14 protein-coding genes are annotated in these 13,537 nt (G+C 70.0%); 6 read left to right on the top strand and 8 right to left on the bottom strand.

The window, feature by feature from the left end; all coding sequences use genetic code 11:
- From paaC to paaA, 3 genes are read right to left on the bottom strand one after another with little or no spacing between them, the layout of a single operon-like run.
- A complete protein-coding gene (paaC, locus tag GVV86_RS00435) occupies positions 1–825 on the bottom strand; it encodes a 1,2-phenylacetyl-CoA epoxidase subunit PaaC (protein ID WP_159800770.1) in 825 nt (274 codons plus the stop codon).
- Entirely contained in the window at positions 822–1,169 is a 348-nt protein-coding gene (gene paaB, locus GVV86_RS00430) for a 1,2-phenylacetyl-CoA epoxidase subunit PaaB (protein WP_159800768.1), read from the bottom strand. Before paaB ends, paaC begins: the two co-directional genes overlap by 4 nt.
- Positions 1,166–2,152 (bottom strand): 1,2-phenylacetyl-CoA epoxidase subunit PaaA, encoded by a 987-nt coding sequence (gene paaA / locus GVV86_RS00425; RefSeq protein WP_159800766.1) that lies wholly within the window; start codon positions 2,150–2,152, stop codon positions 1,166–1,168. The genes paaB and paaA overlap by 4 nt, the downstream gene beginning before the upstream one ends.
- A 199-nt stretch (positions 2,153–2,351) precedes the next feature.
- Here paaA and GVV86_RS00420 point away from each other — a divergent pair, with 199 nt between their 5' ends.
- Positions 2,352–4,544: a S9 family peptidase gene (locus GVV86_RS00420; RefSeq protein ID WP_159800764.1), complete on the top strand. Its 2,193-nt coding sequence runs from the start codon at positions 2,352–2,354 to the stop codon at positions 4,542–4,544.
- A gap of 137 nt (positions 4,545–4,681) precedes the next feature.
- On the opposite strand, the gene GVV86_RS00415 is transcribed toward GVV86_RS00420, so the two are convergent.
- The 4 genes from GVV86_RS00415 to GVV86_RS00400 all read right to left on the bottom strand — a co-directional run bounded on the left by GVV86_RS00415 (position 4,682) and on the right by GVV86_RS00400 (position 6,965).
- Positions 4,682–4,975, bottom strand: a complete 294-nt coding sequence (locus GVV86_RS00415; RefSeq protein WP_120168038.1) for a DUF1540 domain-containing protein — start codon at positions 4,973–4,975, stop codon at positions 4,682–4,684.
- A gap of 171 nt (positions 4,976–5,146) precedes the next feature.
- Complete coding sequence (locus GVV86_RS00410) at positions 5,147–5,740, bottom strand: dihydrofolate reductase family protein (protein WP_159800762.1); 594 nt, start codon at positions 5,738–5,740, stop codon at positions 5,147–5,149.
- 161 nt (positions 5,741–5,901) lie between these two features.
- Positions 5,902–6,357 carry a hypothetical protein gene (locus tag GVV86_RS00405; protein WP_159800760.1) on the bottom strand — a complete coding sequence of 152 codons (456 nt, stop codon included), beginning with the start codon at positions 6,355–6,357 and terminating at the stop codon, positions 5,902–5,904.
- On the bottom strand, positions 6,354–6,965 hold the full coding sequence (locus GVV86_RS00400) for a PadR family transcriptional regulator (RefSeq protein WP_159800758.1): 612 nt from the start codon (positions 6,963–6,965) through the stop codon (positions 6,354–6,356). Before GVV86_RS00400 ends, GVV86_RS00405 begins: the two co-directional genes overlap by 4 nt.
- Positions 6,966–7,103: 138 nt before the next feature.
- On the opposite strand from GVV86_RS00400, the gene GVV86_RS00395 reads away from it, so the two are divergent.
- The 3 genes from GVV86_RS00395 to GVV86_RS00385 are packed head-to-tail and all read left to right on the top strand — an operon-like array spanning position 7,104 to position 9,586.
- On the top strand, positions 7,104–7,604 hold the full coding sequence (locus tag GVV86_RS00395) for a hotdog fold thioesterase (RefSeq protein WP_159800756.1): 501 nt from the start codon (positions 7,104–7,106) through the stop codon (positions 7,602–7,604).
- Positions 7,601–8,941 carry a phenylacetate--CoA ligase PaaK gene (gene paaK, locus GVV86_RS00390; protein WP_159800754.1) on the top strand — a complete coding sequence of 447 codons (1,341 nt, stop codon included), beginning with the start codon at positions 7,601–7,603 and terminating at the stop codon, positions 8,939–8,941. The genes GVV86_RS00395 and paaK overlap by 4 nt, the downstream gene beginning before the upstream one ends.
- A gap of 27 nt (positions 8,942–8,968) precedes the next feature.
- On the top strand, positions 8,969–9,586 hold the full coding sequence (locus GVV86_RS00385; RefSeq protein ID WP_159617823.1) for a TetR/AcrR family transcriptional regulator: 618 nt from the start codon (positions 8,969–8,971) through the stop codon (positions 9,584–9,586).
- Between the two features lie 95 nt (positions 9,587–9,681).
- Here GVV86_RS00385 and paaZ read toward each other — a convergent pair whose 3' ends face one another.
- A complete protein-coding gene (gene paaZ, locus GVV86_RS00380; protein WP_159800752.1) occupies positions 9,682–11,769 on the bottom strand; it encodes a phenylacetic acid degradation bifunctional protein PaaZ in 2,088 nt (695 codons plus the stop codon).
- A 196-nt stretch (positions 11,770–11,965) separates the two neighbouring features.
- Between paaZ and GVV86_RS00375 the strand changes: the two genes are divergently transcribed.
- Together GVV86_RS00375 and GVV86_RS00370 are read left to right on the top strand one after the other, a co-directional pair.
- Complete coding sequence (locus GVV86_RS00375; protein WP_159801162.1) at positions 11,966–12,325, top strand: PaaI family thioesterase; 360 nt, start codon at positions 11,966–11,968, stop codon at positions 12,323–12,325.
- A 443-nt stretch (positions 12,326–12,768) separates the two neighbouring features.
- Positions 12,769–13,512, top strand: a complete 744-nt coding sequence (locus GVV86_RS00370; RefSeq protein WP_159800750.1) for a hypothetical protein — start codon at positions 12,769–12,771, stop codon at positions 13,510–13,512.
- Positions 13,513–13,537 lie beyond the last annotated feature (25 nt).

Genomic DNA, 13,537 nt, shown 5'->3' with positions numbered 1-13,537 from the left:
CTACCAGGAGGCGTCGGGGTGCTCGCGGGCGAGGACCTGGAGTTCGGCGAGGATGTAGCCGAGGTGCTCGCTGTGGATGCCGCGGCGGCCACCGCCCGTGGCGCCGGGCACGGCGGGGACCTCGACGTCGGCTTCGGCGAGCACCGCGGCGACCGCGGTATCGAAGGGCTCCCGCAGGCTGCTGGGTCGGACGGCCACGCCGCCAAGGGCATCGATCAGGGGCTCGTCCGCGAACAGTTCCTCGACGTAGGGCCAGGTCAGCTTCAGCCCGGCAATCATGCGGCGGCGGGACTCCTCGGTCCCCTGGGCCAGGCGCAGCACCCACTGGAGGCTGTGGTCGCGGTGGTAGTCGACCTCCTTGACGGCCTTGGCGGCGATCGCGGCGAGAGTGGCGTCGGGTGAGTGCTGAAGGCGCGAGTACAGCTCCCACTGGTAGTGGGCGACCACGAACTGGCGGGCGATGGTGCGGGCGAAGTCACCGTTGGGCTGTTCGAACAGGTGCGCGGAGCGGAACTCGGGCTCGCGGCGGAAGTAGGCGAGGTCGTCTTCGGTCCGGCCCGACGCGTGGCCGGCGTAGGTGAGGAAGGAGCGGGCGTGTCCGATGAGGTCGAGGGCAATATTGGCCAGCGCCACGTCCTCTTCGAGCTCGGGGGCGCGGGAGATCCACCAGCCGAGGCGCTGGGCGAGGATCAGCGAGTCGTCCCCGAGCCACAGCGCGTACTCCGCGGCCTCCGGGGAGGGCACGGCGTCCGAGGCGGCAATGTCCTCGGGGCGCAGCGCGTTGCCCGGGGTAATGCGGGTGGCGCTGGCGTTGGCCTCGCTCACAGGTGCTTCACCCCTTCGCTCTTGGTGTAGTAGGTGGCGTGCCGGTAGTCCTTGCCCTGCGGGGATTCGAAGAACTGCTCCTTCGCGGACGGGTCGCTGGTGATGATGGCCGAGGACGGCACCACCCACAGGCTCAGGCCCTCGTTGCGCCGGGTGTAGAGGTCGCGGGCGTTGCGCAGCGCCAAGTCGGCGTCGGGCGCGTGGAGGGAGCCGGCGTGGACGTGGGAGAGCCCGCGCGAGGACCGCACGAACACCTCCCACAGCGGCCAGGGCTGCCGCTTTTCCGCGGGCCCTGCGGCCGGGGCCGTCGAGCCGTCGTCGCCGGTTGTGGATCCGCCGGTCATGCTGCCTCCGTCGCTGTGGCCCTGCGGGCCTGCTTGTCGGCGTAGGCCGCCGCTGCCTCGCGCACCCAGGCGCCGTCCTCGTGAGCCTCGCGGCGGCGCTCCATGCGCTGGGCGTTGCAGGGGCCGCGGCCGGCGAGGACCTCCTTGAACTCCTCCCAGTCAAGCGGGCCGTGCTCCCACTTGCCGGTGTCCTCGTTGAAGCGCACGTCCGGGTCGGGAAGGGCGAGCCCGAGGGCCTTCACCTGCTCGGCGATCATGCCCACGAAGCGCGAGCGCAGCTCGTCGTTGGAGAAGCGCTTGATGTTCCAGGCCATCGACTGCTTGGAGTTCGGCGAGTCGTCGTCCGGCGGGCCGAACATCATGAGCGAGGGCGCATACCAGCGGTTGATGGCGTCCTGGGCCATGTCGCGCTGGGCCTGGGTACCGTTGGCGAGTTCGAGCAGGATCTCGAAGCCCTGCCGCTGATGGAAGGACTCTTCCTTGCAGATGCGCACCATCGCCCGGCCGTAGGGTCCATAGGAGGCCCGGCACAGGGGGACCTGGTTGCAGATGGCGGCGCCGTCGACGAGCCAACCGATCGCGCCGATGTCGGCCCACGTCAGCACGGGGTAGTTGAAGATGCTCGAGTACCGGGCCTTGCCGGCGATCAGGTCCTCGGTCATCTTGTCGCGCGGGGTGCCGAGGGTTTCGGCGGCGGAGTAGAGGTACAGCCCGTGACCGGCCTCGTCCTGGACCTTGGCCATCAGGATGGCCTTGCGCTTCAGGGACGGCGCGCGGGTGATCCAATTGGCCTCGGGCTGCATGCCGATGATCTCGGAGTGGGCATGCTGGGAAATCTGCCGCGTGAGGGACTTCCGGTACGCCTCGGGCATCCAGTCCCGCGGTTCAACGCGGGAGTCCTGGGCCATCAGCTCGTCGAACAGCTGCTGGCCGGCGGCGTCGACGTCCGGGCTGCCGTGCTGGGTCGCTGCTGGTGCTGCCATGGGGTCACCTCACTGTGCGGAACGTGCCAAGAATAATTACCGACCGTTCGTTCAGGATATGCGGCGTGCCGGGAGGGCGTCAACACCAAATCCTCCGCCGGGAGCCTGCCGGGCACCCCTCCGCGGCCCGGGTTGCGGCCCGCCAAGCGGGGCAACTGCGAGCCCGGGTCCCTCCGCGCGCTTCTGGCAAGATGGACCCATGACTGCCGAGACCCCCGTGGATGCCGTCCCCCGCCCGCCCGCCGCGAAGAAAATGCCGGTGGAGCGCACCCACCACGGCGACACCTTCACCGATTCCTACGAGTGGCTGCGGGAAAAGGACAACCCGGAGGTGACCGCGCACCTCACCGCGGAGAACGCCTACACGGAGGCCGTCACCCGCGGCCAGGAGCAGCTGCGGGAGCGGATCTTCACCGAGATCAAGAACCGCACCCAGGAGACCGACCTCTCGGTTCCGGCCCGCAAGAAGGGCTGGTGGTACTACTCGCGCACCGAGGAGGGCAAGCAGTACGGCATCCAGTGCCGCGTTGCCGCCGTGGACACCGGCGACCTCGCCGCCGACTGGACTCCCCCCGAGGTGGTGCCCGGCCGTCCGGTCGAGGGCGAACAGGTCCTCCTCGACGGGAACGTCCTGGCCGAGGGCAAGCCCTTCTTCTCCCTCGGCGGGCTCGCCGTCAGCGAGGACGGCACTCTCCTTGCCTACTGCGAGGACAACGCCGGCGACGAGCGGTTCACCCTGCGCGTCAAGGACCTCGAGTCGGGTGACCAGCTGCCCGACGAGGTGTCCAACGTCTTCTACGGCCTCGGCTTCTCCCCCGACGGCACCCGGGTCTTCTACACCGTCGTCGATGACTCCTGGCGCCCCTTCCAGGTCAAGGTCCACACTCTGGGCACCCCGGTGGAGGAGGATGAGGTCCTCTACCAGGAGGACGACGTCGCCATGTGGACCGGCTTCGAGCTCTCCGCCGACCGCACGCAGCTGCTGATCAGCGTCGGCTCCTCCGAGTACAGCGAATACCGGGTCCTCGACCTGATGACCCCGGGCGCCGAGCTGACTCCGCTGATCTCCCGGGACGAGCGGATCCTGTACGAGGCGGAGCCGGTGCGGCTGGACGGAGTGCTTCACTACGTCCTGACGCACAACCGCGACGCCAAGAACTCAATGGTGAGCCTGGTGGCCGCCTCTGAGTTCTCCCGTCCGCTCAAGGACCAGCAGTGGACGACGGTGGTCCCGCACGACGACGCCGTCCGGGTCAACGGAGCCGCGGTCACCCGCACCCACCTGGTACTCTCGGTCCGCCGGGACACCACGGAACGCGTCCAGGTCCTCGACCTCGAGGGCCTCGGGACGCCGGCCCAGGCCGCGGCCGCGGAGCCCGCCTTCGAGGAGGAGCTGATTACGAGCAACCTCGCCAATGCCGAGTTCGACTCTCCGATCATCCGCCTGTCCTACACCTCCTTCCTGACCCCTCCGCGGATCTACGACTACGTCCTGGCCACCGGGGAGCTGGCGCTGCGCAAGGAGACCGAGGTACTCGGCGGCTACCGGCCGGAGCGCTACGTGGCCGAACGCCAGTGGGCGAAGGCCGCCGACGGCACGCTGCTTCCGCTCTCGGTCCTGCGGCGGGCGGACCTGCGGCAGGACGGATCCAACCCGGCCCTGGTCTACGCCTACGGCAGCTACGAGGTCAGCATGGACCCCGGTTTTTCCGTAGCGCGGCTGTCCCTGCTCGACCGCGGCATCATCTACGTCGTCGCACACGTCCGCGGCGGCGGCGAGATGGGCCGCACCTGGTACGAGCAGGGCAAGAAGCTGAACAAGAAGAACACCTTCACGGACTTCGTCGACGCGACGGACCACCTGGTGACCTCCGGCTGGGTGGACCGGCGGCGCATCGCCGCGATGGGCGGCTCCGCGGGCGGCCTGCTCATGGGCGCCGTTGCGAATCTCGCCCCCGAGAAGTACCGGGCCATCGTGGCCCAGGTGCCGTTCGTCGACGCCCTCACCACCATCCTCGACCCGGAGCTGCCGCTGTCGGCGCTGGAGTGGGAGGAGTGGGGCAATCCGATCACCGACCCCGAGGTGTACCGGTACATGAAGGAGTACACGCCGTACGAGAACGTCCGCACCGCTGACTACCCGCGCATCGCCGCCGTGACGAGCTTCAACGACACCCGGGTGCTGTACGTCGAGCCGGCGAAGTGGGTTGCGGAACTGCGGGAGAAGACCACGGGCTCCGAGCCGATCGTGCTCAAGACGGAGATGGACGGCGGCCACGGCGGCGCCAGCGGCCGGTACGCCCGGTGGAAGGACGTGGCATGGGACTACGCCTTCGCCGCCGATGCCCTGGGCGCCGCCGAGGTCCGGCCCTTCGCCGACGCGCGGGACTAGGGCCTGCCGCCTGGGACGGCCTCCTCCTCCGTCGAGGACGCACTAATTACCGGAGGTTCGGCCCCGGGCAGTAAGTGCTGCGTCCTCGATGCGGCGCCGGGGGCACACTGCCCCATTCGCCGGGACCCCGCGGGCCGCTACCGGGGCTGGTAGGTGAGGCAGTCGGCGGCCTCAGCGCCCGGGCCGACGCGCACGTTCTCCGCATCGCACAGCAGGTGGTCGTTGAACTGGCACTCGGAGCGCTGGCAGGCACCGACGTGCGCCAGCACCTTCGGCAGCCCGCCGCTGGCCGACGTGTCGATGAACGTCGAGCAGCTAGCGTGCTCGGGGCTGCCGCCGACGGTGATGGCGAAGGCGGTGCAGTCGTGGTGGTGGTTGAAGGAGCAGGTTTCCACATCGCACGCGGAAACGTTGGCTACATGGTCCGTCATGACTTCCTCCTGGGTGGGCACAATCCGGGAATTCCAGGTGCCGGCGACGCCGGAGGTCCGGCGGCCACAGCACACCCTTCTTCCGAAAAACCTAGCACCGCTGGAGGGCTTTGAACCCGGAGAATATGCGCATTTTTACCTGACCTATTGGCCTGCGGGCCGGGGCGGTCCCTAACGGACCACCCTGTAGGTAGTGGAGGTGACATGGGGTGTGCTCCGTGTCCGCACAATCGCGAACTCAAAGTCCCCGACGCCGGCGAAGAGCCGTTCACCGGCGGACAGCAGGACCGGCGGCACATGCAGGGTCAGTTCGTCGATCACGCCCGCGGCCAGGCACTGGTTAATGGTGGAGGCGCCCCCGCCGACGCCGACGGAGCCGCTGCCGGCCGCCGCCTTCGCCTGCTCCACAGCAGCCGCCACGCCGTCGGTGACGAAGAGGAAAGTGGTCCCTCCCTCCATCACCACCGGCTCCCGGGGGTAATGGGTCAGGACGAACACCGGCGCGTGGTACGGCGGATCCTCACCCCACCAGCCCCGCCAGGGTTCATCCCAGGCACCCCGCACGGGCCCGAACATATTCCGGCCCATCACGTACGCGCCGTGGGAGAGCAGCTCCTCCCGCTGGGCGGCGTGCTCCTCCGGGTGGTCGAACATCCAGGTGTGCAGGCGTTCACCGCCCTCGCCCAGGGGATCCTCAAGGCTCTGGCGCGGGCCGGCGACAAACCCGTCCAGCGACACCGCCACACCGCAGCTCACAATGCCCACCGGACCGACCTCCTGAGTCTCCAACGGGGTGGCTCATCGGCGCGTCTTCCGCTCCTGCCGTGCTGCGCACCCTCGTCTCCGCAGTGAACCACAGCCGCTACGTTCCCAACAGGGGATGACAGACTTTGGGTGAAGGCTGCGGGCTCTTTGGCGCCGCCCGCTCAGGCCGCAGGGCCGTCCGCGTTCCCGTGCGCTCCGCGGTGACGGTCAAGGCGCAGGCACAGAAGCAGCAGGACGAGCGCAAGCGGCGCCCAGAAGAACCGCTCCCAGGGACTCGACGAAGCTGCGTTCAGCAGGGTCCCTGCCGCAAGCAGGACGATGAGTCCGCGGACTCCCCAGCGGAGGGCCCTGCCCGCCGGAACCGGCCCCGGACGGCCCCGGGCCAGGACCGTCAGGGCCGCCAGCAGCCACACCACCATGGAAACGGCGCTGGCCGCACGCAGTCCCGGGGGCAGTTTGCCGCTGCTGGAGCCGCCGAATGCGGCCTCCCCGAAGGGCGCTCCGAGTGCGAGGGATGCCTGGAAGGCCGCGATGACCGAGAAACCGGCCGCCGCAGCGGCCGCCGTCCGTTGAGGGGTTGGGGCGCCCCGGAGGACTGGAAAGGGGAAAGCGTTCATTGCTGCTCCCTCGCAGGATGGGCTGTCTTGGAAACTGCGGGTGGTTCTGCGGCAGCATGGGGCGCTGTCGAGTCGGACAGAGTTTCAAGGGCCTCGAGGGCTTCGTCGGCCCAGGCGATGGCCGCCCGGGCCGCATGCTCGCCTGCGGAGATTGTGAGGAGCCAGTATGGGCGGTCCTGGGCGTGCGGGGCCTCCTGCGATTCGCGGCGTGCCAGTGCAAGCTCGGCCAACCGCGCCTCCGCTTCCTCCCGGGCCTCCCGGATGAGGTGCCGGCAGGCCTCGGGCCCGAGCTGGCGGCCGAAGAAGAGCCGGAGCATCAGTCCGTTCCGCGGCCGGGCCGGCTGCGCCGGCTCCAAGAGCAGTTCGCGGAGCCGCGCCGTCCCTGCCGGAGTGATGGCAAAGACCGAAGTCCGCGCCCTGTCGGCACCCCTGCGCTCGACCAGGCCCTGCTGCTGAAGTTCGGCGAGCGCCGGATAGATCTGGCCGAAACTCTCGCTCCAGAAGTGCCCGAGGACGGACCGGATCTCTTCCCGCAGCGCATATCCGGTCATGGGCATCACGCTCAGCGCGCCGAGCACTGCGGTCTGGGTCTGCTCCGTACGCGACATGGAGTCCTCTCCTTCGAGAGTTATATCTAACAGATATAACGGCTCAAAAGCAAGGCCTCCGCCCACCCCGCCTTGACAGTGCCCGTCGGCCGGTATTACCTAATGAACATTCGGTAAATAATTCGGAAGGCGGCACGAATGGACAGCGACGTCCGGGCGGCGGGGCCCGGGGCACAGCGGCACCAGATCCTCGCGGAGGACCACGCCTCGGCCTGGCTGGGCATAGAACTGCTTGAGGTCGGCGAGGGCTCGGCCCGGATCGCGATGACGGTGCGCCCGGAAATGCTCAACGGCTTCGGCATCGCCCACGGCGGAATGATCTTCGCCTTCGCGGATTCCGCCTTCGCCCTCGCCTGCAATCCCGCCTCGCCCGGGCCGGATTCCGCGTCCGGGGCGCAGGACGCCGGGACGGTGACGGTCGCCTCAGGGGCCGACATCACCTTCCTCAGCCCCGTGCGGGCCGGCGAGGTCCTGACCGCGGTCGCCGAACGGCGGGCCGCCACCGGCCGCAGCGGGCTCTACGACATCACCATCACCGCGCACGACGGCGCTGCGGGGCGGCCCGTCGCCGAGTTCCGCGGGCGCTCCCGCACGGTTCCCGCACCCGCCCGTCCCCCCAAGGCGAAGGACCCCTCATGACCGGTACAGCCCTCAAGGCCTCGGCGGCCGCTCCCGGAACCCTCGACCCCGAGGAGGAGTACAGCCGGGACCGCATCGAATCGCTCCAGCTCGAGCGCCTGCAGCGCACCGTGGCGCTCGCGTACGAGAAGGTGGAACTGTACCGGCGGAAGTTCGACGACGCAGGCGTGCACCCCGGGGACCTGCGCGAGCTGTCGGACCTCGCAAAGTTTCCCTTCACGACCAAGGAGGACCTGCGCCGGTCCTACCCCTTCGGGATGTTCGCTGTCCCTCAGGACCGGGTGGTCCGCATCCACGCGTCCTCGGGCACCACGGGCAAGCCCACCGTCGTCGGGTACACCGCCGGGGACATCGACCGCTGGGCCACCCTGGTGGCCCGGTCGCTGCGCGCCTCCGGCGTCAAGACCGGGTGGAAGGTCCACAACGCCTATGGGTACGGGCTCTTCACCGGCGGCCTCGGCGCCCACTACGGCGCCGAGAAGCTCGGGTGCACCGTCATCCCGATGTCCGGCGGCCAGACCGAACGGCAGATCCAGCTCATCCGCGACTTCGAGCCCGACGCCATCCTCGCCACTCCCACCTACCTGCTCACCATCCTCGACGCCATGACCGCCGCGGGCATCGACCCCCGCTCGACCTCCCTGAAGACGGCCGTGCTCGGCGCCGAACCCTGGACCGAGGAGATGCGCCACGAGCTCGAGGAGCGCATGGGCTTCGATGCCTGCGACATCTACGGGCTCTCCGAGGTCATGGGCCCGGGCGTGGCCGGTGAGTGCGTGGAGAGCAAGGACGGCTCGCATATCTGGGAGGACCACTTCCGCCCCGAGATCGTCGACCCGTTCACCGAATCCGTCCTGCCCGACGGCGAAGCCGGCGAACTCGTCTTCACCTCCCTGACCAAGGAGGCCCTGCCGATCATCCGATACCGCACCCACGACCTGACCCGGCTCCTGCCCGGCACCGCCCGGCCCGGGATGCGCCGGATGGGCCGGATCACCGGCCGCAGCGACGACATGATCATCCTGCGCGGCGTCAACCTGTTCCCCACCCAGGTCGAGGAGCTCGCCCTGCGGATTCCGGCGCTGAGCCCGCACTTCCAGCTTGAGCTCACCCGCCCTGAGGGCCAGCGGATGGACCAGCTGAACGTGAAGGTGGAGCCGCGCGACGGCGTGTCCGCGGAGGCGGCGCGCGACGCCGCGGCCACGCTGCGGGAGCAGATCAAGATCCACATCGGCTCGAGCTGCACCGTGACCGTCGTCGAGCAGGGCTCCCTGGTGCGCTCGAGCGGGAAGCTCAAGCGGGTCTACGACCTCCGGCCCCGCTCCGGCGCGGAGTGACCGAACGTTCATGCGAAAATGACGGATATGGCGAGCACTCACGTACCGGCCACCACGCCCGGACGCCGCGGGCGTCCCGGCTACGACCAGCAGGCGGTCCTCACCATCGCCGTGGACGTCTTCAACCGGCACGGCTACGAGGCGACCTCCATGGGGGTGCTCGCCGAGAACCTGGGCATCAGCAAGTCCGCGATCTACCACCACGTCCCCTCGAAGGGCGACCTCCTCCGGCTGGCCCTCGAACACGCCCTCGGCGGGCTTGAGGCGGTCCTCGCCGACCCCCGGGCGACATCGGGACGGGCCGACGCGCGGCTCGAATTCGTCCTCCGGGGCACCATCGCCGTCCTGACCGAGCGGCTGCCTTTCGTGACCCTGCTGCTGCGCCTGCGCGGCAATACGGAGGTCGAGCGCGGCGCCCTTGAGCGCCGGCGCTCCTTCGACCGGCAGGTCGCGGCGCTCGTCGACGCGGCCCGCTCGGAGGGATCGCTGCGCAGCGACATCGACCCGCGGACCACCACCCGGCTGCTGTTCGGCACGATCAACTCGATCGTCGAATGGTACAAACCCGGCGGCCAGCTCACCGCCGGCAAGCTGGCCGACGACGTCATCACCATGGTCTTCGACGGGCTGCACCACCGGCCCTGAGCCCGGCACCCGGCGCATGCGGTCCAGCGCCGGCAGCCGCCCACACCGGCGGCCGCTCCGGCGGGCCGCCCATGCGGCCCGCCAGCGGGAAAGCCCTACTTCTCCACGAGGGTCAGCACGTCGTAGGTGGCCACGATCTCGTCGGACTGGTTGGTGAGCACCGCATCCCAGGCCACCTCGCCGTACTCGTCGGTCTCGCGCGGGGTGATGCGCTTGGCCGTCAGGGTCACCCGGATCGAATCCCCGGCGGCAACGGGGGTGAGGAAGCGCAGGTTCTCGAGCCCGTAGTTGGCCAGCACCGGCCCCGGCGCCGGATCAACGAACAGCCCGGCCGCCCAGGACAGCAGCAGGTACCCATGCGCCACGATCCCCGGGAAGAACGGGTTGGCCGCGGCGGCCTCCTCGTTGGTGTGGGCGTAGAACTTATCCCCCGTGGTCTCCGCGAACGCCGTGATGTCCTCAAGGGTCACCTGCCGCAGCTCCGAGCGCACGGCGTCGCCGAGGCGCAGTTCGGCCAGGTTCTTGCGGAACGGGTGGACGCCGTCGAAGTTGCGGTCGGCCCCGGTGTGCCAGATGCCGGTGACCGCCGTGAGCATGTTCGGGGAGCCCTGGAGCGCCGTGCGCTGCATGTGGTGGAGCACCGAGCGCATCCCGCCGAGCTCCTCGCCGCCGCCGGCCCGGCCGGGGCCGCCGTGGGTGAGGTGGGGCACCGGGGACCCGTGCCCCGTGGAGGACCGGGCGTCCTCCCGGTTGAGCATCAGCACGCGTCCGTGGTGGGCCGCAATGCCGATGACGAGTTCGCGGGCCACCGCCGGGTCGTTGGTGCACACGGTGGCGACCAGAGAGCCGGAGCCGAGCGCGGCAAGGTGGACCGCATGGGCGGGGTTGTCGTAGCCGATCACCGAGGCGACGGGCCCGAACGCCTCCACCGAGTGCAGGGCACCGGCTTCGACGTCGCCCCAGGTGAGGAGCACCGGCGCCATGAACGCCCCGCCGTCGGCAGGGCCGACCGTGCCGTCGGCGCGGGTCACGGGCGGCGCCTCCAGCGAACCAAGGGCCAGTTCGCCGCCGGAGGACATCAGTTCCCGCACCGCGTCCCGCACCCCCTCGAGCTGCTCGAGGGACGCCAGCGCGCCCATGGTGACACCCTCCGCCCGCGGGTCGCCGAGGGTGACGCGCTCTTCGATGCGGGCGCGGGCGGCATCGACCACGTCCTGGACGAGGGCCTTGGGCACGATGGTGCGGCGGATGCCCGTGCACTTCTGCCCGGCCTTCACGGTGACCTCGGTGACTAGGGAGCGGATGAAGGCCTCGAATTCCGGGGTGCCCGGCACCGCGTCGGGCCCGAGGATCGCGGCGTTAAGGGAATCCGTCTCGGAGCTGAAACGCACGCCGCCGTGCATCACGTTCGAGTGGGAGCGGAGGTGGTTCGCAGTCGAGGCGGACCCGGTGAAGGCGACGAGGTCGCGGTAGTCGAGGTGGTCGAGCAGGTCCCGGGCCGGTCCGGAGATGAGCTGGAGGGATCCCTTGGGCAGGATGTTCGACTGCACGATCAGCTTCACGACGGCCGCCGTGAGGTACCCGGTCGGAGTCGCGGGCTTGACGATGGTGGGGACGCCGGCGAGGAAGGCGGGGGCGAGCTTTTCTAGCATGCCCCAGACGGGGAAGTTGAAGGCGTTGATCTGCACCGCGGCGCCGGGGATGCGGGTGTGGATGTGGGTGCCGAGGAAGGAGCCGTCCTTGGAGAGGTTTTCAGCCGGGCCGTCGACGATGACCTGCGAGTTGGGCAGCTCGCGCCGCCCCTTGGAGCCGAAGGTGAACAGGACGCCGATGCCGCCGTCGATGTCGACCATCGAGTCGCCGCGGGTGGCCCCGGTCCGGGCCGACAGCTCGTAGAGCGGCTCCCGGTGCCCGTTGAGGAACTGGGCGAGTTCCTTGAGCTTCAGGGCCCGCTCGTGGAAGGTGAGCTTCCCGAGTTCGGCCTGGCCGGTCGAGCGCGCGAACCGCACGGCCGCGCCGACATCGAGGCCTGCGGTGCTGACGACGGCGAGGACCTCGCCGGTGCTTGCATCGCGGACCCGGGTGGAGTTCCCACTGTCCAGGACCTGCTGGTCCGGAGCCCACCAGGAGTCCTCGATGAAGCTGGGGACAATGTCCGTGCTCACAGCGGTAGCAGTCGTCATCGACTCGCCTTTCAGCTTGATCTCAACGCGTCCGCCGCCCCCGGAGGATAAACTGAACGGACGTTCGGTAATATTTCCCCAGCGTACAGGATCGGCCATTTCCAGCGCACCCCAAGGAGCCCCAGTGAGCGAAACTTCAGCACCCGACGCGGCCCGGGCCCCGTGGCGCATTGTCCCCGGTGAACTGGACGTCGCCATGGGCGTGGAGATCCTCGAGCAGTCCGTCGAGAAGGTCGTCGCAACAATGCCCGTCGAGGGCAACCGGCAGTCCTTCGGGCTGCTTCACGGCGGGGCCTCGCTGGCCGTCGGCGAGGCCGTCGGATCCTGGGCCGCGGTGATCCACGCGAGCACCCTGGGCAAGACCGCCGTCGGGGTCGACGTCTCGGCCACCCACCACCGCTCGGCCCGCTCGGGCCGGGTCACAGTCACGGCCACGCCGATCCACCTCGGACGGACCCTGACCACCCACGAGGTGCTCATCGAGAACGAGGACGGCCAGCGGCTGTGCACGATGCGGATCACCAACCTGCTGCTGGACCGGCCCATCCCGGGCTGAGCCCACCCGACGACGCGCTGCACTGGAGCGAGGCCGGCAATGAGGCGGCGACCCGCAGGCGGCACTCCCATGAACAGCGACCCCTCGGTCTCAGGGCGTACCGCGCATGTCACACGGCGTAACGTTGAGCACTCCTTTCTCCGGGCTCGGCCCGCGAAGGGTGACGGAAGGAAACCCGTGGGACAGGGGTGATAGTTGAGCCGGAATATTCTCGACCTTCGTGATACTCCCCGGTCGAGACCCTTGCGGCGGGGGGTGGTGCCTCTTGTACAGTCCTTGCGTAGAGGTCCTGACCGGGCCCCGGCAATGTCCCCCATCAGTGCCGTACCGGTCAGGACCTCCATTCGTTCCCGACAGGATCCTCGACCCCCGACGCCGGCCGGCGGCGCCGCCCGGCCCGGCTGCCCAGCCACGGGCCCTGCCCCGGCCCGGAAGGACCGCCCATGCCCGACCGTGACCTCCTTCGGCAGTGCGCCGTGGCGGCAGCCGTGGCGGGAGGGATCCTCAGCGGCGCCACCGGGGACTACGGGGACGCCAGGGTGAGCACCAGCCGGGTCCTTCCGGCCAACTACGCCTTCTCCATCTGGTTCCCCATCTACGCCGGGGTCCTCGGGTACGCCGGCTACCAGGCGCTTCCCGCCCAACGCCGCAATCAGTTGCTCCGCCGGACCGGCGGCCCGGCGGCCGCGGCCGTGGGCCTGTCGGGACTGTGGGTGAGGACGTCCTCGCCCGCGGTTCAGTTGCCGCTCATCGCCGCGACGACCTGCGCGGCGCTCCTCGGCTATGCGCGGGCCACGCCGGTGGACAAGGCCGAACGGACATCGGCCCCCGCCCGCTGGCTGGTAAGGGTCCCGTTCGGGCTGTTCAGCGGCTGGATCACCCTGGCGGCGGGTGCGGCGGTCACCGAGCTCCTCATCGACCGCGGCGTCCGCGCACCCCGCTCGGGCGCCGATTTCTGGGGAACGGCCCTACTCGCGTCCCTGACCGGCGCCTCCGTCGCGGTCACCCGGCGCGTCCCGGTCTCCGCGGCCTATCCCGCGGCCGTGGCATGGGGCCTCGCCGGAACCGCGGTGCGAACCCTGCCCCGCTACCGCGCCCCCGGAATCGCCGCGGCCCTCGGGGCCGGCACCGTCGCGTTCGCGGGGCTGCGGGCGGCCCGCCGGAACGCAGCGGTGGAGAACGGCTGAGCGGACCTCCCGGCCTTGATAGCGT

The organism is Arthrobacter zhaoguopingii, assembly GCF_009828595.1.
GTDB classification, from domain to species: domain Bacteria; phylum Actinomycetota; class Actinomycetes; order Actinomycetales; family Micrococcaceae; genus Arthrobacter_D; species Arthrobacter_D zhaoguopingii.
The sequence above is the reverse complement of the archived record's forward strand: the minus strand, read 5'-3'. Positions and strand labels throughout refer to the sequence as shown.